The 19,409-nt window shown below is 71.9% G+C and carries 17 protein-coding genes; 16 read left to right on the plus strand and 1 reads right to left on the minus strand.

Going from position 1 to position 19,409, the window contains the following annotated elements:
• Positions 1 to 133: 133 nt before the first annotated feature.
• The 8 genes from K8Z49_RS44490 to efeB all read left to right on the plus strand — a co-directional run bounded on the left by K8Z49_RS44490 (position 134) and on the right by efeB (position 10,418).
• Positions 134 to 1,741: an FAD-dependent oxidoreductase gene (locus K8Z49_RS44490; protein WP_412516957.1), complete on the plus strand. Its 1,608-nt coding sequence runs from the start codon at positions 134 to 136 to the stop codon at positions 1,739 to 1,741.
• A 14-nt stretch (positions 1,742 to 1,755) separates the two neighbouring features.
• Positions 1,756 to 2,397 (plus strand): Rid family hydrolase, encoded by a 642-nt coding sequence (locus K8Z49_RS44495; RefSeq protein WP_412516958.1) that lies wholly within the window; start codon positions 1,756 to 1,758, stop codon positions 2,395 to 2,397.
• A gap of 79 nt (positions 2,398 to 2,476) precedes the next feature.
• Positions 2,477 to 4,003, plus strand: a complete 1,527-nt coding sequence (locus K8Z49_RS44500; RefSeq protein WP_412516959.1) for a M20/M25/M40 family metallo-hydrolase — start codon at positions 2,477 to 2,479, stop codon at positions 4,001 to 4,003.
• Positions 4,004 to 4,120: 117 nt separating this feature from the next.
• Entirely contained in the window at positions 4,121 to 6,106 is a 1,986-nt protein-coding gene (dnaG, locus tag K8Z49_RS44505; RefSeq protein WP_412516960.1) for a DNA primase, read from the plus strand.
• A 71-nt stretch (positions 6,107 to 6,177) separates the two neighbouring features.
• Positions 6,178 to 7,323: an RNA polymerase sigma factor RpoD gene (rpoD, locus tag K8Z49_RS44510; RefSeq protein WP_033333009.1), complete on the plus strand. Its 1,146-nt coding sequence runs from the start codon at positions 6,178 to 6,180 to the stop codon at positions 7,321 to 7,323.
• Positions 7,324 to 7,430: 107 nt separating this feature from the next.
• Positions 7,431 to 7,895, plus strand: coding sequence for a YbjQ family protein (locus tag K8Z49_RS44515; protein ID WP_412516961.1), 465 nt, complete (start codon positions 7,431 to 7,433; stop codon positions 7,893 to 7,895).
• A 121-nt stretch (positions 7,896 to 8,016) separates the two neighbouring features.
• Entirely contained in the window at positions 8,017 to 9,150 is a 1,134-nt protein-coding gene (gene efeO / locus K8Z49_RS44520) for an iron uptake system protein EfeO (RefSeq protein WP_111832974.1), read from the plus strand.
• A 23-nt stretch (positions 9,151 to 9,173) separates the two neighbouring features.
• Positions 9,174 to 10,418, plus strand: a complete 1,245-nt coding sequence (gene efeB, locus K8Z49_RS44525) for an iron uptake transporter deferrochelatase/peroxidase subunit (protein ID WP_024936002.1) — start codon at positions 9,174 to 9,176, stop codon at positions 10,416 to 10,418.
• 20 nt (positions 10,419 to 10,438) lie between these two features.
• Here efeB and K8Z49_RS44530 read toward each other — a convergent pair whose 3' ends face one another.
• Positions 10,439 to 11,689 (minus strand): molecular chaperone DnaJ, encoded by a 1,251-nt coding sequence (locus K8Z49_RS44530; RefSeq protein WP_412516962.1) that lies wholly within the window; start codon positions 11,687 to 11,689, stop codon positions 10,439 to 10,441.
• A 223-nt stretch (positions 11,690 to 11,912) separates the two neighbouring features.
• Between K8Z49_RS44530 and K8Z49_RS44535 the strand changes: the two genes are divergently transcribed.
• The 8 genes from K8Z49_RS44535 (at position 11,913) to K8Z49_RS44570 (ending at position 19,353) form a co-directional block, all read left to right on the plus strand.
• Positions 11,913 to 12,488 carry a TerD family protein gene (locus K8Z49_RS44535; RefSeq protein ID WP_021596590.1) on the plus strand — a complete coding sequence of 192 codons (576 nt, stop codon included), beginning with the start codon at positions 11,913 to 11,915 and terminating at the stop codon, positions 12,486 to 12,488.
• A gap of 31 nt (positions 12,489 to 12,519) precedes the next feature.
• Positions 12,520 to 13,098 (plus strand): TerD family protein, encoded by a 579-nt coding sequence (locus K8Z49_RS44540; RefSeq protein WP_021596591.1) that lies wholly within the window; start codon positions 12,520 to 12,522, stop codon positions 13,096 to 13,098.
• A 61-nt stretch (positions 13,099 to 13,159) separates the two neighbouring features.
• On the plus strand, positions 13,160 to 14,278 hold the full coding sequence (locus K8Z49_RS44545) for a DUF475 domain-containing protein (protein ID WP_412516963.1): 1,119 nt from the start codon (positions 13,160 to 13,162) through the stop codon (positions 14,276 to 14,278).
• Between the two features lie 52 nt (positions 14,279 to 14,330).
• Positions 14,331 to 14,909 (plus strand): TerD family protein, encoded by a 579-nt coding sequence (locus tag K8Z49_RS44550; RefSeq protein WP_021596593.1) that lies wholly within the window; start codon positions 14,331 to 14,333, stop codon positions 14,907 to 14,909.
• Between the two features lie 22 nt (positions 14,910 to 14,931).
• Positions 14,932 to 16,089, plus strand: a complete 1,158-nt coding sequence (locus K8Z49_RS44555; RefSeq protein WP_021596594.1) for an HpcH/HpaI aldolase/citrate lyase family protein — start codon at positions 14,932 to 14,934, stop codon at positions 16,087 to 16,089.
• Entirely contained in the window at positions 16,086 to 17,441 is a 1,356-nt protein-coding gene (locus K8Z49_RS44560; protein WP_412516964.1) for a phosphoribosyltransferase family protein, read from the plus strand. Before K8Z49_RS44555 ends, K8Z49_RS44560 begins: the two co-directional genes overlap by 4 nt.
• Positions 17,438 to 18,550, plus strand: coding sequence for a cysteine protease StiP family protein (locus K8Z49_RS44565; RefSeq protein ID WP_412516965.1), 1,113 nt, complete (start codon positions 17,438 to 17,440; stop codon positions 18,548 to 18,550). Before K8Z49_RS44560 ends, K8Z49_RS44565 begins: the two co-directional genes overlap by 4 nt.
• A complete protein-coding gene (locus K8Z49_RS44570; protein ID WP_083597195.1) occupies positions 18,547 to 19,353 on the plus strand; it encodes an HAD family hydrolase in 807 nt (268 codons plus the stop codon). Before K8Z49_RS44565 ends, K8Z49_RS44570 begins: the two co-directional genes overlap by 4 nt.
• Positions 19,354 to 19,409: the final 56 nt, after the last annotated feature.

Genomic DNA, 19,409 nt, shown 5'->3' on the forward strand with positions numbered 1-19,409 from the left:
TCCCGCGGTGAGGATTACGAAACCGGTTGATCACGGGAGAAGCCGGTCGGCAACGCACCTCTTACAGATCTCGCCATTTCTCGCAATGGAACGGTCCCAGACTGCCCGGACGACGAGATCTTGGAGGTGCTCCTTGGCGACTTCGGCAGAGCCGACGGGCGTCAGCAGACGTGGCTTCCTCACCCGGGTCGGGGCCACCGGCGGGGCGGGGGCCATGTTCGCCACCATGGGCGCGCTGGGCCTCGCCCCGAGCGCGGAGGCGCGGCCCCGCGTCCCCTTCCAGCCCCCGCGGGAATCGGACTTCCGGTTGCGCGGCCGCGCGGCCGCGAAGGTCGTGGTGCTCGGCGCCGGCGTCGCCGGGCTGGCCACCGCGTACGAGCTGGGCAAGGCCGGCTACCGGGTCACCGTCCTGGAGGCGCAGGACCGGGTGGGCGGGCGCAACCGCACGCTGCGCGGCGGCGACCGCCTCACCGAGACGGGCGGCGAGACCCAGCGGGTCGGATTCGGCGACGGCACGTACATGAACGCGGGCCCGGCCCGCATCGCGCAGTGGATGACGACGATGGACTACTGCCGGGAGCTGGGCGTCCCGCTGGAGGTCTTCACCAACTCCAACGCCCAGGCCTATCTCTTCAACCAGTCGGCCGGGATGGAGGCCCCGGTGCGGTGGCGCACCGCGAAGGCCGACGTCTACGGGTACATCTCCGAACTGCTCGCCAAGGCCACCGACCAGGGAGCCCTCGACCAGAGGCTCACCTCGACCGACAAGGAGAGGCTGCTGTCGTTCCTGTCGGGGTTCGGCGCCATCGGCCCCAAGGCCGACGGGTACGCCTACAAGGGCGGCGACCGGCGCGGCTTCACCGTGGACCCGGGGGCGGGCGACGTGGAGGGGACGGTCCTCGGGCCCCCGCCCTCCCTCTCGGACGTCTTCGCCGGCGGCGTGGGCCGCTACTTCTCCTTCGAGTTCGGTTACAGCCAGGCGATGCTGATGTTCCAGCCCGTCGGGGGCATGGACGCCATCCCGCGTGCGCTGGCCAAGGCCGTCGGGCGGGACCGGATCCGCACCGGCGCCAGGGTCACCAAGATCACGAACCTCGCCGGGGGCGTGCGGATCCAGTACGAGACGGGCGGGCGCACCCGGCTGCTGGAGGCGGACTACTGCGTCGCCGCCCTGCCGCCGCAGGTGCTGGCGAAGATCCCGCACAACCTGGGCGCGGCGGTCCAGTCCGCGCTGGGGACGCCCGTCCCGGTCTCCACCGGCAAGATCGGGCTGGAGTACCGGAACCGCTGGTGGGAGACCGAGGAGAAGATCTACGGCGGCATCACGAACACCGATCTGGACATCTCCACCATCTGGTACCCCTCGTCCGGGTACCACGGCCGCTCCGGCCTGCTCGTCGGCTACTACAACTTCGGCGCGCAGGCCGACACCTACGCGAGGCTGGGGCACGCCGGACGGCTCGCCCGCGCCCTCGACCAGGGGGCGAAGATCCACGGCGACCGCTACCGCGAGGGCATCGCCGCGTCCGCGTCCATCGCCTGGATCCGGCAGCCGCACATCGAGGGCGGCTGGGTCGACTGGCCGTCGCGCGGAGCCGAGTACAAGCTCCTCAACCAGCCCCAGGGGAACGTGTACTACGCCGGTGACTGGCTCAGCTACGAGATCGCCTGGCAGCACGGCTCCTTCGAGTCCGCGCGCAAGGTCGTGACCGAACTCCACCAGCGCGTACTGAAGGGATGACCGTGCTACCAGGGATGACCGTGCTCCGAGGCAGGATTCTCGCCGGCGGGCTCGCCACCGCGGCGTTCGTCGGGGTCGCGTCCGCCGCGTCCGCCGCGCCCGGGCATTTCGGAAGACCGCCCCGCCCGAACGAAGTGCGCCCCGCGCTCCCCGCCGGGCAGAGCAACCCGGCCATCGCCGACGGTGTCGCCGTCGGAGGACGCGTCGCCACTTACACGGCGAGCGGCCTCGGCCCCAGGGAGGCCAACACCTCCGCTCCGGCGGGCAGCCCCGAACGCTACAGCGAGTACATGACGCCGCCGCCCGGCGTCACCATCACCGAGGCCCAGGCGCTCAACGTCCTCAAGCAGATCGCCGCGAACCTCAAGGCCCAGGGCCTCACGCTCCGGGACGTGATCTCCATGCGGGCCTACCTCGCCAACGCCCCCGGCAGCGACACGGCGGACTTCGCAGGATGGAACCGCGCCTACCGGCAGTACTTCGCCAACACCGACCTGTCCACCGGCGCGCCCGTCAAGGTCCCGCTCGGCACCGCGCCGCCCGCGCTTCCCACGTACGTCAATTCCGCACGCCCGTCACGCGTCACTCTGGAGATCGAGAACCTCCCCGTGCCAGGCTGGCTCGTCGAGGTGGAGATCGTCGCCGCGTTCCGGTAGCGCGGCCGCGACCGCCACGGTCCGGGAGCGCTCCGCGGCCCCCCGCGGGGCGCTCCCGCCCAGCGAAGGAGGAGCTCCCATGTCCGACTCCCCGACCCCCGTCACCCGCCGAACCTTCCTGCGCCGCGGCGGCGCGGGCGCCGTCCTGCTCACCGGCGGCGTCCTCGCCGGCGGCACCGCCGCCGCCGCGCCGGCCCGCGTGCCCGCCGCGCCCGCTCCCGCCGACCTCGACCCGCTGGCCCTGCTGAAGAAGATGCTGGCCTTCGACACCCAGAACTTCGGCGAGGGCGGCGTCACCCGGCCGCACGCCGAGATGCTGAAGGCGGTGTGGGACTCCGCGAACGTGCCCGCGGAGATCATCCCCACGCCGAAGAAGGACAACGTCCACCTCATCGCCCGGATCAAGGGCACCACCGCCGCCCCGCCGCTGCTCCTGCTCGGACACTCCGACGTCGTGCCCGTGGAACGCGACAAGTGGTCCGTCGACCCGTTCGCCGGGGTCGTCAAGGACGGCGAGATCTACGGCCGCGGCGCCCTGGACATGAAGGGCGCCAACTCCGCCAACATCGCCGCCGTGCTGCGGCACGTGAACGAGGGCGCGAAGTTCGACCGCGACATCATCGTCCTCACCGACTGCGACGAGGAGGCCGGGCAGTACGGCTCCGCCTGGCTCGCCCAGAACCACTGGGACAAGATCAACGCCGGCATGGTGCTCACCGAGGGCGGCTGGTTCCTCGCCCAGAAGGACCGCAGGACGCCGATGCTCATCACGGTGACCCGCCAGGACAAGGTCTACTTCAACCTCGACCTCGTCGCCGACGGCATCGCCACCCACTCGTCCAAGCCCAACCCCGAGTCCGCGATCGCCCGGCTCTCCCGCGCCGTGACCGACATCGACACCTGGCTCGCGCCCGTCGCGCTCACCCCGGTCACCCGCGAGTACTTCGGCGCCCTGGCCAAGGCCACCGACGACGGCCCGTTCGAGCGGGCGCTGCGGCTGCTGCTGGCGGCGCGGTCGCAGCCGGCCCGCGAGCGGGCGGCGGCGCTCGTGGTCAAGCGCAGCTCGTACCCGTGGCTGCACCGGGCGCTCCTGCGGACCACGCACTCGTTCGTGATCGAGGACGCGGGGTACAAGGAGAACGTCATCCCGTCCTCCGCCACGCTCCGGATCAACTGCCGGGGCGTGCCCGGCGGCCAGCGTCCCCGCGACTTCCTCGCGGCGTTCCGCAAGCGCCTCGCGGACCGCGACGTCACCGTCAAGCTCGCCGGCAACCCCGGGGAGTCGGAGGAGGACGCCCTCAAGAGGCTGGACGAGACCTGGGCCAGGCAGCCGTCCAGCCTCGACTCCCCGCTGTACACCGCGATCGGCGAGGCCGCCGCCGAGACCTACCCGGGCGCCGTCTTCGCCCCCGCCCTGTTCGAGGCGGGGACGAGCCTCGGGCCGTGGACGTCCAAGGGCGTCCCCGGCTACGGCGTCTACCCGTACGTGCTGGACAACGACCAGCTGATCGCCATGCACGGCAACGACGAGCGCATCACCGTCGAGGCGCTCAAGCAGGGAACGGAGTTCATGTACCGGCTGTTCGACCGGTTCCGCGTCCGGTGAGACCGGCGCGATGAGGCGGGGTGCGCTCCCGGTCCCGTCGCGGGGCCGGGAGCGCACCGATGCCGGGTTCCGATGTGATGCCCGCGCTGTCGTGAGGCCGCCGTAGACTCCTTGGTCGTGGCAGGCCGGATTCGCAATGAGGACATCGCGCTCGTGCGGGAGCGCTCGTCCATCGCCGACGTGATCGGCGAGTACCTGCAGCTGCGCAGCGCGGGCGGCGGCAACCTCAAGGGCCTCTGCCCGTTCCACGACGAGAAGTCGCCCTCGTTCAACGTGACGCCCTCGCGCGGGCTGTACTTCTGCTTCGGCTGCGAGGCGGGCGGCGACGTCATCAAGTTCGTCCAGGAGATCGAGCACCTGTCCTTCAGCGAGTCGGTGGAGCGGCTCGCCGTCCAGGCCGGGATCCAGCTGCGCTACGAGGAGGACGGCGGGCGCGGCCCCCGGCACGACGGCGGTCAGCGCGCCCGGCTCATCGAGGCGCACAAGGCCGCCGCCGAGTACTACGCGGAGCGGCTCGCCTCGCCCGAGGGCATGATCGGCCGGACGTTCCTGGCCGAGCGCGGCTTCGAGCAGGCCGACGCCGCGCGCTTCGGCGTCGGCTTCGCCCCCCGCGAGTGGGAGGGCCTGGTCCGGCACCTGCGCGGACGCGGCTTCGCCGACCGCGACATCGTCGCCGGCGGCCTCGCGAAGGAGGGCCGCCGTGGCCCGATGGACCGGTTCCGCGGCCGGCTGATGTGGCCGATCCGCGACCTGTCCGGCGACGTCATCGGCTTCGGCGCCCGCAGGCTCTACGAGGACGACGACGGCCCCAAGTACCTGAACACCCCGGAGACGCCGCTGTTCCACAAGGGGTCGGTGCTGTACGGGGCCGACCTCGCGAAGAAGGAGATCGCGCGGCGGCGGCAGGCCGTGGTCGTCGAGGGCTACACCGACGTGATGGCCTGCCACCTGGCGGGCGTCCCGACGGCGATCGCCACCAGCGGGACGGCGTTCGGCGACGACCACATCAAGGTGCTGCGCCGGCTGCTGATGGACCAGGACGAGTTCCGCGGCGAGGTGATCTTCACCTTCGACGGCGACGCGGCCGGGCGGAAGGCGGCGCTGCGCGCGTTCGACGACGAGCAGAAGTTCGTCTCGCAGACGTTCGTGGCCGTCCAGCCGGACGGGCTCGACCCGTGCGACCTGCGGATCCGGCACGGCGACGCGGCGGTGCGCGACCTGGTGGCCTCCCGGCTGCCGCTGTTCGAGTTCGCGGTGCGCAGCACGATCGAGCAGTACGACCTCGACACGGTCGAGGGGCGGCTGGGCGCGCTGGACGCGGCGGCCCCGGTGGTCGCCGCCATCAAGGACCGCTCCCGCCGGCACATGTACGCGGTCAACCTGGACCGCTGGCTCGGCATCATGGACGAGCAGTTCGTGCTGAGCCGCGTCCGGGAGCTCGCCGCCCGCCGGCACGGCCGCTCCCAGGCCGGAAACGGCCGCCCGCAGGCCGGAAACGGCCGTGCGCAGAACGGGAACGGCCGCCCCCAGGACGGGAGCGGCCGCGGCCGGAACGGGCGCGACGGGCGCGACGGGCGCAACGGGCCGGCCGGCGAGCCGGCGGCGCCGCCGCGTCCGGCGTTCGACCCGGCCGACCCCGAGGTCCAGCGCGAGCGTGAGCTGCTGAAACTGGCCGTCCAGCGCCCGGCGCTGCTCGGGCCGGGGTTCGAGGAGGTTCCGGCGGAGGCGTTCCTCGCCCCGCCGCACGCGGCGGTGCGGGCGGTGATCGCCGCGGCCGGCGGCGTGACGGCGGCCGGGAACGTCGCGGAGTGGGTCGCGCTGCTCCTGGAGCGCGCGCCGAACGACCAGGTCAGGGATCTGATCACCAAGCTCGGGGTGGAGCCGGTCCGGGCCGTCCAGGAATCGGACGACCGTTATGCGGCGGAGCTGCTGGCCCGAATACAGGAACGCCAGCTCACCCGCATGATCGCCGACGCGAAATCTAAACTCGGGCGGCTGAATCCGGTCGAGGCCGCCGACGAGTACAAGAAGCTGTTCGGCGACCTTGTCGCACTTGAGCGGCAGCGACGGGTGTTGCGTGAGAGAGGGCTTGGGGCGCAGTAGGTCAACGGACGCAAAAATGGGTCCTGTGATCTTGGCTCCATTTGACGCAGACTGTCTGCGTGGGCCCTTCGGTGCTGCCAAGCGAGGCGCCATCGGTTGATCAGGTGGCGGACCTCGTCGCACGTGGCAGAGAACGCGGCGGTGTGACCGTCGAGGACGTCGCTGCCGCGCTCGATCGCTCGGACTTGCCGGACGACTCCCTGGAAAGGGTCGTCCGGATGCTCGCAGAGCAGGGGGTGGAGGTTCTCGAGTCTCAGCAGGAGACCGAGGACGTCGCGCGAGCGGATGAGGGAGACCTCGGCAAGCGGGCGCCGACGAGCGACCTGGTTCGGATCTACCTGAGAGAGATCGGTCGCGTACCGCTTCTCACGGCAGAAGATGAAGTAGAACTCGCGAAATCGATCGAGGCGGGACTGTTCGCCGAGGAGAAGATGGCGCGTACCGCCGTCCTCGCCCGCGGCGAGCTGATCGACCTCGAACTGCTCTCCCGCGAGGGGATGCGGGCGAAGCAACGCCTGATCGAGGCCAACCTGCGGCTGGTGGTCTCGATCGCGAAACGCTACGTGGGCCGGGGGATGCTCTTCCTCGACCTCATCCAGGAGGGAAATCTCGGACTGATTCGCGCGGTCGAGAAGTTCGACTACACGAAAGGGTTCAAGTTCTCGACCTACGCCACCTGGTGGATCCGGCAGGCGATCACCCGGGCGATCGCCGACCAGGCCCGGACGATCCGGATCCCGGTCCACATGGTGGAGACCATCAACAAGCTGGTCCGGGTGCAGCGCCAGATGCACCAGGACCTCGGCCGCGAGCCCAGCCCCGAGGAGATCGGCCTGGAGATGGGCCTGTCGCCCGTCCGGGTCGTGGAGATCCAGCGGATCGCCCAGGAGCCGGTGTCGCTGCAGTCGCCGATCGGCGAGGAGGACTCCGACCTCGGCGACTTCATCGAGGACGCGGACGCGGTGGTCCCGATCGAGGCCGCGGCGTTCATCCTCCTGCAGGACCAGCTGGAGGACATCCTCGGCACCCTGTCGGACCGGGAGCAGCGCATCATCCAGCTGCGCTTCGGCCTGACCGACGGGCATCCGCGCACGCTGGAGGAGGTCGGCCGGGAGTTCGGCGTGACGAGGGAGCGGATCCGCCAGATCGAGTCCAAGACCCTGGCGAAGCTGCGTCACCCCTCGCGCGCGCAGATGCTCCGGGAGTACCTCGACTGACGGGCGTCCTCCCGGCCGGCGGGCCGGGAGGACCTCGCCCGTGTCCGTGCCTGGTCATCTGGTCATTGCGTCGCATTTCGTCCGTACCGTGTCCTACCGTGGTGGTCATGCTGATCGTGACGACTGATGGCGTGGCGGGGTACGAGATCAGGAGCGTGCTCGGGGAGGTCCTCGGGACGGCCGTGCAGGCGGCTCAGGGCGGCGCGCCCGCCCCCGGGCAGGGCGGCAGCAGTGCGACGTTCCGGGTGACCGGGGAGCAGCCGGGCGTGAGCCTCGCCGCGGCGCGCCGGGAGGCGGTGGAGCGGCTCGGCGAGGAGGCCCGCCGCAAGGGCGCGAACACGGTGGTCGGCATGCGGTACGACACCGCCGCGGTGGGCGGCGGCTTCGAGGTGTGCGCGTACGGGACGGCCGTGTGGGCCGAGCCCGCGGCGCAGCAGCGCGAGCAGGCGCCCCAGTACCAGCAGCCGCCGCAGCAGCAGGGCCAGCTCCCGCCGTACGGGGAGCCGCAGGCCGGCGGTCCGCCGATGGTCGCCCGCAACCTCACGATGGGCCTGCACGACCGGCCGCGCTGACACCCTCCTCCAGGATCCGCGACGAGCGAGGACGCACTGTCGCGGGGGCGCTTGACCTGGTGAGCCGGGGCAGCGCTAATTTAGGTTTGCCTAACCAAATTGCACGCCCCTGGAGTCCCTCATGCGTCCTGTCTCCGTTCTCGCACTCGCCGGCGCCGCCGCGGTGTCGATGTCCCTCCTGGCGGCGTGCGGCGGTGGCGGGGACGAGGCGGACGCGGCGGGCGCCATCGCCGTCAAGGCCACCGACGACACCTGCGAGGTGGCCAAGACCGACCTTCCCGCGGGCAAGACCACCTTCAAGGTCACCAACGAGGGCTCGAAGGTCAACGAGTTCGAGGTCCTGAAGCCGGACGGCAAGATCCTCGCCGAGCGGGAGAACATCGGCCCGGGGACCAGCGTCGACTTCGTCGTGAACCTGCCCGCCGGGCAGTACAGGATGCTGTGCAGCGCCGGGCAGACGGGCAAGGGCCCGTCCCAGAACGTCACGGTCACCGGCGCCTCCGCGGGCGGCGGCGACCAGCGGCTCGACAAGGCCGCCGCCGACTACAAGACCTTCGTCATCGCGCGGCTCGACGACACCCTCGCCAAGACCCGGACGTTCGTGGACGCGGTCAAGGCCGGCGACGTCCCGAAGGCCAAGGAGCTGTACGCGCCGTCCCGCGTCGGGTGGGAGACGATCGAGCCCGTCGCCGAGAAGTTCGGCGACATCGACCCGAAGGTCGACGCCCGCGAGGCCGACCTGAAGCCGGAGGAGAAGAAGGACTGGTCCGGCTGGCACCTGCTGGAGAAGGCCCTCTGGAAGGACGGCTCGGTCAAGGGCAAGGAGAAGTACGGCGACCGGCTGCTGAAGGACCTGGAAGTGCTCAAGTCGCGGCTTCCGGGCCTCACCCTCGACCCGGTCAACGACATGGCCGGCGGGGCGAAGGAGCTGCTGGACGAGGTCGCCACCGGCAAGGTCACCGGCGAGGAGGAGGCGTTCAGCCACACCGACCTCGTCGACTTCAAGGCCAACGTCGACGGCGCCAGGAAGATCTACGAGCTGCTCAAGCCGGTCGTCCAGGAGCGCGACGCGCAGCTCGCCGGGGACCTCGACGCCAACTTCGCCAAGGTCGACGCGCTGCTGAAGAAGCACGCGAAGGGCGACGGCTACGTCTCCTACGACAAGGTCGGCAAGGACGACCGCAAGGAGCTGGCCGACGCGGTGAACGCTTTGGGCGAGCCCCTGTCCAAACTCGCCGAGGTCGTGGCGAAGTAGCGGGCCGAGAGGGCGGTGGCGAGATGACCGGCGACGGGACCGCGTCGCGGCCGGGGATGTCCCGGCGCAGGATGCTCGGCTTCTCCGGCGTGAGCCTGCTCGCCGGCGCCGCCGCCGGGGCCGGGGTCGACCGGGTCGCCTCCGCCGGCGAGGACGCCGGGGCGGGGGCCGCGGTCGCGTTCCGCGGCGCGCACCAGGCGGGCATCGCCACCCCCGTCCAGGACCGGCTGCACTTCGCGGCGTTCGACGTCACGACCGGCGACCGCGACCGGCTCGTGCGCATGCTGAGGGAGTGGACGGACGCGGCCGCCGCCATGACCGCCGGCCGGCCCGTCGGCGACGGCGCGGTGGGCGGGGTCCCGGTGGCGCCGCCGGACGACACCGGCGAGGCGCTCGGGCTGCCGCCGTCCCGGCTCACGCTGACGATCGGGTTCGGCCCGACGCTGTTCGAGAAGGACGGGAAGGACCGCTTCGGGATCAAGGCGCGCCGCCCGCCCGCCCTGGTCGACCTGCCGCACTTCCCGGGCGACGACCTCGACCCCGCCCGCAGCGGCGGGGACATCGCCGTGCAGGCGTGCGCCGACGACCCGCAGGTCGCGGTGCACGCCATCCGGAACCTGGCCCGCATCGGCTTCGGCGTGGTGGCGGTCCGGTGGTCGCAGCTCGGGTTCGGCAAGACCTCTTCCACGACGCCGGACGCGCAGACCCCGCGCAACCTGTTCGGGTTCAAGGACGGCACCGACAACATCGGCGGGGACGACGGGGCGCTGCTCGACGAGCACGTGTGGGCGGGCAAGGGCGAGGGCGCCGAGTGGATGGCGGGCGGCTCCTACCTCGTCGCCCGCCGGATCCGCATGCACATCGAGACCTGGGACCGGACGTCGCTGCGCGAGCAGGAGGACATCTTCGGCCGGAGCAAGGGCGAGGGCGCGCCCGTGGGGGAGCGCAAGGAGCGCGACAAGCCGGTCCTGGCGCGGATGAAGCCGGACGCGCACGTCCGGCTCGCCCATCCCGAGAGCAACCGGGGGTCGCGGATCCTGCGGCGCGGCTACTCGTTCACCGACGGGTCGGACGGCCTCGGGCGGCTGGAGGCGGGCCTGTTCTTCATCGCCTTCCAGCGCGACCCGCGCACGGGCTTCATCCGGATCCAGAACTCGCTGGCGGCGGACGCGCTCAACGAGTACATCCAGCACGTCGGATCGGGCGTCTACGCGTGCCCGCCCGGCGTCGGCGAGGGCGGCCACTGGGGCGACACGCTGTTCACCTAGACACGCTGTTCGCCTAGCGGTCACCCCTGCCCGGCGCGTTCGGCTCGGATGCGCGTCACCACGTCGCCGGCGGCCGTCTTTATGGACTCCAGCTCCTGGAGGTAGGCCCAGTAGTCCGGGTGGGCTCCGGTGAGCCGGTTCGGCGCGTTCTCCAGCCGTTCGACGAGCGAGTCGAGGACCCGGACGTGCTGGGGTGCCGGCCCTCCGGGCTGCGCCATCGCGAGCCGCTGCGCGTCCCGCACCGCGAACCGCACGCCCTCGGCGGGCCTGGACGGGTCCTCGGCGACCGCCTTCAGCTCCTCCACCCGCCCGGTGACCTGGCCGGCCCTGCGGTCGGCCGCGTTCAGCTCGGTGCGCGCCGCGGTGAGCGCCCGCTGCGCCTGGTTCCACTCGGTGCGGGCGGCGTGCGCGGACGCCTCGTTCAGCCGCTCGCGGGCCCGGGTGACGGCCGCCTCGATGGAGTCCGGTGCGCCCTTCAGGTCCTGCCAGCAGGCCTGCGAGTAGCCGCGCACGAGGACCCGCATCGCCTCCTTGACGGGCCCGACGCGGTTCGCGACGACGTCCACCCGCGTCCGGACGGAGGCGAGCGAGTTGCGGACCTTCTGCGCGAGCTGCGGCAGCTCCGCGGCGGCCTCGCGCGCCCGCTCGGCGATGTCGCGGACCTCCTCGGCCTTGCGGATGGCGCCGTCCAGCCCGAGCCCGCCGAGCCCCTGCGAGCCGAGCTGCGCGAGGACCTGCCTGGCGCGCTCCAGGTCCGCCTCGGGCTCGGAGGCGTCCATCCCGGCGTCCTTCGCGGCGGCCACGGCGGCGTCGGCGGCGGCCACCGCGTCGCGGGCGGCGGCCAGCCGCGGCGGGAGCTGGTCGAGGGCGGACTCCAGCCGGGCCATCTGCGGGGCGAGGCGCTCGGCGAAGCCGTTCAGGTTCCGGGTGATCTGCTGCAGCCGCTCCGTGGACGCGACGAACGCGCGCCGCGCCGCGTCGTACTCGGCCGGTGACCGGTCCCGGTCATCGAGGTCGTGCGCGTCCAGGACGGAGATGTAGGCGACGGACGCGGCGTCGGCCGCCTCCGACAGCCCGGCGAACTCCCGCCGCGCGGGCGCGGCCGCCGCGGCGTCCAGGTCCTCGAACACGGTGACGCGGCCGTCGATGTACTTCTGCGCCTGGTCCATGTCGTAGAAGGCGGCGGCCGCCGCCTCCCTGGCCTCGACCGCCCCGGCCGCCGCCTGCGCCCCGCGGCCGCCCCGGCGACGCTGGTCACCCGGTCCCCGCAACGCAGCCTCCCTTCGTCCCAGCCCCAGTCTTGCGCAAAAGGGTCAGGTTGCGCGCACGCGCGCGGCCGGTCCGGTGCCGGACGGCCGGACGGCGGTGCCTTAGCACAATGATGTTCGCCATCGCTCCGCAAAGGATGGAACGGATAGCATCGCTGCTACGTCGATAAGGCTGGGCGCCGGGTCGGCGTCCGTCCGATTCGGCATGCGATCTTGGAGGCCCATCGTGCCCGTCAGCCTGAGCAAAGGCGGCAACGTATCGCTCACCAAGCAGGCTCCCGGCCTGACCGCGGTGACCGTCGGTCTCGGGTGGGACCTGCGCACCACCACCGGGTCCGATTTCGACCTCGACGCCTCCGCCATGGTCCTGGACGCCTCCGGCAAGATCATCACCGACCAGCACTTCGTGTTCTTCAACAACCTTCGCACGCCGGACGGCGCCGTCGAGCACACCGGCGACAACACCACCGGCGCCGGCGAGGGCGACGACGAGCAGCTCAAGGTCAACTTCGGGGCGATGCCGGCCGCGGCCGAGCGGGTGGCGTTCGCCGCGTCCATCTACGACGCCGACAGCCGCGGGCAGAACTTCGGGCAGGTCCGCAACGCCTACATCCGGGTGCTGAACCAGGCCGACGGGTCGGAGATGGCGCGCTACGACCTGTCCGAGGACGCCTCGATGGAGACCGCGATGGTCTTCGGCGAGCTGTACCGCAACGGCACCGAGTGGAAGTTCAGGGCGGTCGGCCAGGGTTACGCGTCCGGCCTGGCGGGCATCGCGATGGACTTCGGCGTCAACATCTGATCAGGTTCAGCAGGAAGGGAGAGGCCCGTTCATGGGAGTCTCACTCGCCAAGGGCGGCAATGTTTCACTGACGAAGGCCGCGCCCAACCTCACCGCGGTCACCGTCGGCCTCGGCTGGGACGTGCGCGCCACCACGGGTGCCGACTTCGACCTGGACGCGTCCGCGCTGATGCTCGCGAGCACCGGCAAGGTCATGTCCGACCAGCACTTCGTGTTCTTCAACAACCTGAAGAGCCCGGAGGGCTCGGTCGAGCACACCGGTGACAACCTGACCGGTGAGGGCGAGGGCGACGACGAGTCGATCAACGTCGACCTGCGGGCGGTGCCGCCCGAGTGCGAGCGCATCGTCTTCCCCGTCTCGATCTACGACGCGGACAACCGGCAGCAGAGCTTCGGGCAGGTCCGCAACGCCTTCATCCGGATCGTCAACCGGACCGACGGCGACGAGCTCGCCCGCTTCGACCTCACCGAGGACGCCTCGACCGAGACCGCCATGGTCTTCGGCGAGCTGTACCGGCACGGCGGTGAATGGAAGTTCAGGGCCGTCGGGCAGGGGTACGCCTCCGGTCTCGCCGGCATCGCCATGGACTTCGGCGTGAACGTCGGCTGACCGCCGACGCCCCCGCACCGCGGCCGCCACGCCCGGCCGTCCTTCTAGCAGAGATACGCGCATGATTCTTCGCACCTTCGGGTGGTCCTTCGGCGTCACGGCCGTCGGCCTGCTCCTCGCCCTGCTGTACGACGGGCCGACCGGGCTGGCCCTGGTCGCCGTGCTGGCCGTTCTGGAGATCTCCCTCTCGTTCGACAACGCCGTGGTCAACGCCAAGGTGCTGGACCGGATGAGCCCCTTCTGGCAGAAGATCTTCCTGACGATCGGCATCGCGATCGCGGTGTTCGGCATGCGGCTGGTCTTCCCGCTGCTGATCGTCGGGATCACCGCCAAGCTGAACCCCTACGAGGCGTTCGACCTGGCGCTCAACGACTCGCACCGCTACCACGAGCTGATGAACGACGCCTACCCGATGATCGCGGCGTTCGGCGGCATGTTCCTGATGATGCTGTTCCTGGACTTCGTGTTCGAGGAACGCGCCGACAAGTGGCTGCCGTGGCTGGAGCGGCCGCTCGCCCGCATCGGCAAGCTGGACCAGCTGGCGGTCGTCGTCGCGGGCGGCTCGCTGGCGTTCGTCGCCTGGCTGGCGGCCGACGACCCCGGCAACGTCATGATCGCCGGCGTGCTCGGCATGGTGACCTACATCCTCGTCAACGGGCTGGGGGAGCTGTTCTCCGAGGCGAGCGAGCCCGACGAGGAGGAGGCCGGCGAGGAGTCCGGCGAGGCCGGCCGCTCCGGGCCGAGCTCGCTGGCGCTGGCCACCGGCAAGGCCGGGTTCTTCCTCTTCCTGTACCTGGAGGTGCTGGACGCCTCGTTCAGCTTCGACGGCGTCATCGGCGCGTTCGCGATCAGCACCGACCCCATCGTCATCGCGCTGGGCCTCGGCATCGGCGCCATGTACATCCGGTCGCTGACGGTGTTCCTGGTCCGCAAGGGCACGCTGCACGAGTACGTGTACCTGGAGCACGGCGCGCACTGGGCGATCGGGGCCCTGGCGGTCTGCATGCTGATCAGCATCGGCCACCACGTGCCCGAATGGATCACCGGCGGGCTGGGCGCCGGCCTGATCATCGCCGCGTTCGCCAGCTCCGTCGTCCGCAACCGGAACGGGGGCGGGGAGTCCTCCGGCCCGGCGGCCGGCGGCGAGGGCGACAAGCAGCTGCACTCCAGCAACGTCTGACCGGCCACCGAGACCCCGGCGACACACATCGATCATCAAAGGAGACGGACCGATGTCAATCTCGTTGCAGAAGGGGCAGAAGGTATCGCTGGCCAAGCCCGGCGGTGGCGCCCTCACCCGCGTCAAGATGGGGCTCGGCTGGGACGCCGTGCCCAAGAAGGGGCTGTTCGGCAAGGGCAAGGCGCAGTCCATCGACCTGGACGCGTCCTGCCTGCTGTTCGACGCCGCCGGGAACCTCGCCGACCAGGTGTGGTTCCGGCAACTGCGCAGCAAGGACGGCTCCGTGCAGCACACCGGCGACAACCTGACCGGCGAGGGCGAGGGTGACGACGAGGTCATCAACGTCGACCTCCAGAACGTCCCGGCCAACGTCACCCAGCTGGTGTTCACGGTGAACTCGTTCACCGGGCAGGACTTCTCCCAGATCGCCAACGCGTTCTGCCGCCTGGTGGACGAGAGCACCGGCCAGGAGATCGCCCGCTACGACCTGAGCGGCGCCGGCCAGCACAACGCGCAGATCATGGCCAAGGTGGCGCGGGACGGGCAGGGCTGGTCGATGACGGCGATCGGCGCGACGGCGACCGGCCGCACGTTCCAGCACCTGCTGCCGGCCGTGGCGACGCACCTGTGACCCCGGGCGTCTGACGGGCTCCATGCGGCATTTCGAGCACATCGACGCCGCGCGTCGTAAGCACCTGTTCTACCGCCACCCCCGCCCGTTCGGCCGCCACGACGACCCGGCGGTGCTGGGGGTGGCGCTCGGTGCAACGCTGTACTGCCCGGCGACCCGGCCCGCCCTCGACGCCGACATCGAGCGCGCCCTGCGGCGGGGCGTGATGAGCATGGTCGTGTGCCTGGAGGACGCGATCGGCGACGACGAGGTCGCGGCCGGCGAGGCCAACCTCGTCGCCCGGTTCCGGGCGCTGCACGCGCGCGGGGCGCAGGTGCCGCTGCTGTTCGTCCGCGTCCGCGACCCCCGGCAGATCGGCGACCTGGCCGACCGGCTCGGCGGCGCCGCCGAGCTGGTGACCGGGTTCGTGCTGCCGAAGTTCACCGCGGCGCACGGTGGAGCGTTCCTGGACGCGCTGGCCGACACCGCCGCCCGCACCGGGCTGCGGCTGCTGGCGATGCCGGTGATCGAGAGCCCGGACGCGGTGTACGCCGAGTCCCGCACGGAAATGCTCCACGATGTGGCGCGGCTGCTCGCCAAGCACCGGTCGCGGATCGTCGCCGTCCGGCTCGGCGCGGCCGACATGTCCGCCGCGTACGGGCTGCGCCGGCCGCCCGACCTGACGATCTACGACATCCGGCCGGTCGCCGGTGTGATCTGCGACGTGGTCAACATCCTCGGCCGCGCCGACGGCACGGGGTACGTGGTCACCGGGCCCGTGTGGGAATACTTCTCGCAGGGGGAGCGGATGTTCAAGCCGCAGCTGCGGCAGTCGCCGTTCGACCGGCAGCGGGCGGCGCCGCTGCGGCAGCGGCTGATCACCTCCGACCTGGACGGGCTGATCCGCGAGGTGCACCTGGACAAGGCCAACGGCCTCACCGGCAAGACCGTGATCCACCCGAGCCATGTCGCGGCCGTCCACGCGCTGTCGGTGGTGACCCACGAGGAGTACTGCGACGCCGCCGACATCCTCGGCGTCGCCGGGGGCGGGGCGATGGCCAGCTCGTACGCCAACAAGATGAACGAGGCGAAGCCGCACCGCGCGTGGGCGCAGCGGCTGATGCTGCGCGCCCGGGTGTTCGGGGTGGCGGCGGAGGGCGTCACGTTCGTCGAGCTGCTGGAAGCGGCGGACATCCCGTGACGGCCTCGTGGGTGGCGTCGCGTCTCGGGGTGCGCCTCGTGGACGGCCCGTGCGCGGGCGGGGCCGGCCTGTCGTCCCTCGTGGGGCTCGCGGTGCGCCGGAACCCGAAGCGCGCGCACCTGCTGGTCTCGGCGGTGCTGGGCAAGCACGTCCCGACCGATCCCCGTCTGGTGTACGGGTCGGGGCTGTTGCTGGGCGAGCTCGTGCGTGCGCGGCTGCGCGGGGAGGAGCCGTCCCGTCCCGGTCCGCTGCTCCCGGGCGCGCTGAGAGGCGAGGCGGGAGCGGCCCGCGGGCTTCGCGACCTGATGCGCGAACCGCGGATCCCGGTGGAGGCGATCGTGCTCGGCTACGCCGAGACGGCCACGGCGCTGGGCCACTCGGTGGCGGACGCTCTGGGCGGCGCCTACTACCTGCACTCCACGCGGCGTCCCGTCGAGGGGTTCGCCACCTACGGGGGGTTCGAGGAGGAGCACAGCCACGCCACCAGCCATCTGCTGCTTCCCGCCGACGGATCGGCGCTCGACCGCGATGTGCCGATGGTGCTGGTGGACGACGAGCTCTCCACCGGACGCACGGTGCTGAACACCATCGAGGCGCTGCACGCCGTCCGTCCCAGGGGCCACTACGTGCTGGCGGCGCTGGTCGACCTGCGCGGCGCCGCCGACCGGGCCCGAATGGACGACCTCGCGGCCAGGCTGGGCACGCGCATAGACGCGGTGGCGCTGGCCGGAGGGCACGTCGAGCTTCCCGAGGGCCTTCTGGAGGCCGGGAAGGCGCTCGTCGCCGGCCTCCCTCCGAGCGTGCGGGACGACGGCGGACCGCGGTTCGAGGTCGCCCGGATCGCACTGGAGTGGCCCGCCGGGCTGCCGGACGGAGGACGGCACGGGTTCCTGCCGGAGCACCGGGCACGGCTGGAGAAGGAGCTCGCCCGGATGGCCGACGTCCTGGCGACGCGGTTCAGGGGCGAGGCCTCCCGCGTGCTCGTGCTGGGCTTCGAGGAACTGATGTACGCGCCGCTGCGCCTCGCGGAGGCGCTCGCCGACGCGCTTCCGGACGTGGACGTGCGCTACTCGACCACCACGCGCTCGCCCGTCGTGCCCGTGGACGACGCCGGATACGCCATCAGGACGCGGCTGGCCTTTCCCGCACACGACGACCCAGCCGACGGGCCGGGGGAGCGGTACGCCTACAACGTCACCCCTGGCACCGGCCAGAGCGGGTTCGACCGGATCGTGTTCATGGTGGACGACGTCGGCGACACCCCGGCGCTCGCCGAAGGGCTCCTGGAACGGCTGCGCGCGCTCGCGCCGGTGCTGGTCGCCAACGTCCCGTCCTATAGGAGCGCCTCGTGAAGCCGCTGCACGGGCCCTCCTTCGGCAGCTACCGGGCCGAGGACGTCACATGGCTGCTCAAGGACCTCTCGCATGTGCGTCTGGAAGCGCCCACGGAGGAACGTGAGGCGGCCATCCAGTCGGGGCGTGCGCACTACGCCGAGTCGCTGCCCGTCGAATACCAGCCGGGTCCCGAGTACCGGAGGCTGTTCCACGAGGCGCTGGAGACGTCCGCCGGGCGGATCGCCCACGCGACGGGGCTGGTCACCGAGATGATCCTCGCCGAGCGGGGCCCGGACGCCGTCCTGGTGTCGCTCGCCCGCGCCGGCACGCCCGTCGGGATCCTGATGCGGCGCTGGGCCCGGTTCGCGCACGGCCTCGACCTGCCGCACTACGCCGTCAGCATCGTCCGGGGCCGCGGGATCGACACCGTCGCGCTGCGGTACCTCGCCGAGCACCACGATCCGGCGACGGTGATGTTCGTGGACGGCTGGACGGGCAAGGGCGCCATCACGCGGGAGCTGACCGCCGCCCTGGCCGCGCACCCGTTCGCCTCCGACCTCGCCGTCCTCGCGGACCCGGGGCGGTGCGCATCCCTGCACGGCACCCGGGACGACTTCCTGATCCCGTCCGCGTGCCTCAACTCCACGGTGTCGGGCCTGGTGAGCCGGACGGTCCTCAACGACGACCTGATCGGGCCCGGCGACTTCCACGGCGCGAAGTTCTATGCCGAGCTGGCCTCCGACGATGTATCGGCGATGTATCTCGACACGGTGTGCGCCCGGTTCGGCGACGTGGCCGCGACCGTCGCGAAGGACCTGCCGGACGCCCTCGCGGCCGACCGGACGCCCGACTGGTCGGGCTGGGAGGCCGTCCGCCGCTGCGCCGAGGCGGAAGGGATCGACGACCTGAACCTGGTCAAGCCCGGCATCGGGGAGACGACGCGGGTGCTGCTGCGGCGCGTCCCGTGGAAGGTCCTCGTCCGCGCCGACGCCGGCTCCGAGGTGGCCCACATCCGGCTGCTCGCCGGTGAACGCGGCGTCCCCGTCCACGAGGTCGAGCCCGGACGGTTCCCCTACGCGTGCATGGGTCTCATCCATCCCCGGTTCGGCAAGGGAGCCGCCCAGTGACCGTCCTGGTGTGCGCGGACCTCGACCGCACGCTCATCTACTCGGCCGCCGCCTTCGCCCTGGACGGCCAGGACGAGACCATGCCCCGCCTTCTGTGCGTCGAGTTCTACCAGGGCGCGCCCCTCTCCTACATGACGGAGGCCGCCGCACGGACGCTGGAGGCCCTCTCGACGGCGGCCACGTTCGTCCCCACGACGACGCGCACGCCTGAGCAGTACCGGCGCGTGCAGCTCCTGGACAAGCCGCCCCGGTTCGCCATCTGCGCGAACGGCGGCCATCTTCTCGTGGACGGCCGGGAAGACCCCGAATGGGCCGCGGCCGTCCGGAGCCGGGTCGCGGACGCGTGCGCGCCGCTCTCGGACGTTCAGCACCATCTCACGCAGTCCGGCGGCGACTTCGTCCTGAAGCGGCGCACCGCCTCGGACCTGTTCGCCTACACCGTCGTCGACCGGGCCTCGCTGCCGCCCGGCTGGGTCGAGGACCTCACCGGCTGGTGCGCCGAACGCGGCTGGCGGACGTCCCTGCAAGGCCGCAAGGTCTACTGCCTGCCCGCCTGCCTGACCAAGGCCGCCGCCGCCGCGGAGGCCGCCCGCCGCGCCGCCGCGTCCGGCATGCTCGCGGCCGGCGACTCGCTGCTCGACATCGACCTGCTCGAAGCCGCCGACCGCTCGATCCGTCCCGCCCACGGCGAGCTGCACGACACCGGCTGGACGTCCCCGGCCACCGCCGTCACCGCCGCCCGCGGCATCCGCGCGGGCGAGGAGATCGCCCGCTGGCTGCTGGAACGGGCGGCCACGCCGTAATTAATCACGGCCCGCCGCGGCGCCCCGTTGACAACCGACGCACGCCCAGGGGTCGC

This window comes from Actinomadura madurae (genome assembly GCF_047130825.1).
Lineage (GTDB): Bacteria > Actinomycetota > Actinomycetes > Streptosporangiales > Streptosporangiaceae > Spirillospora > Spirillospora madurae.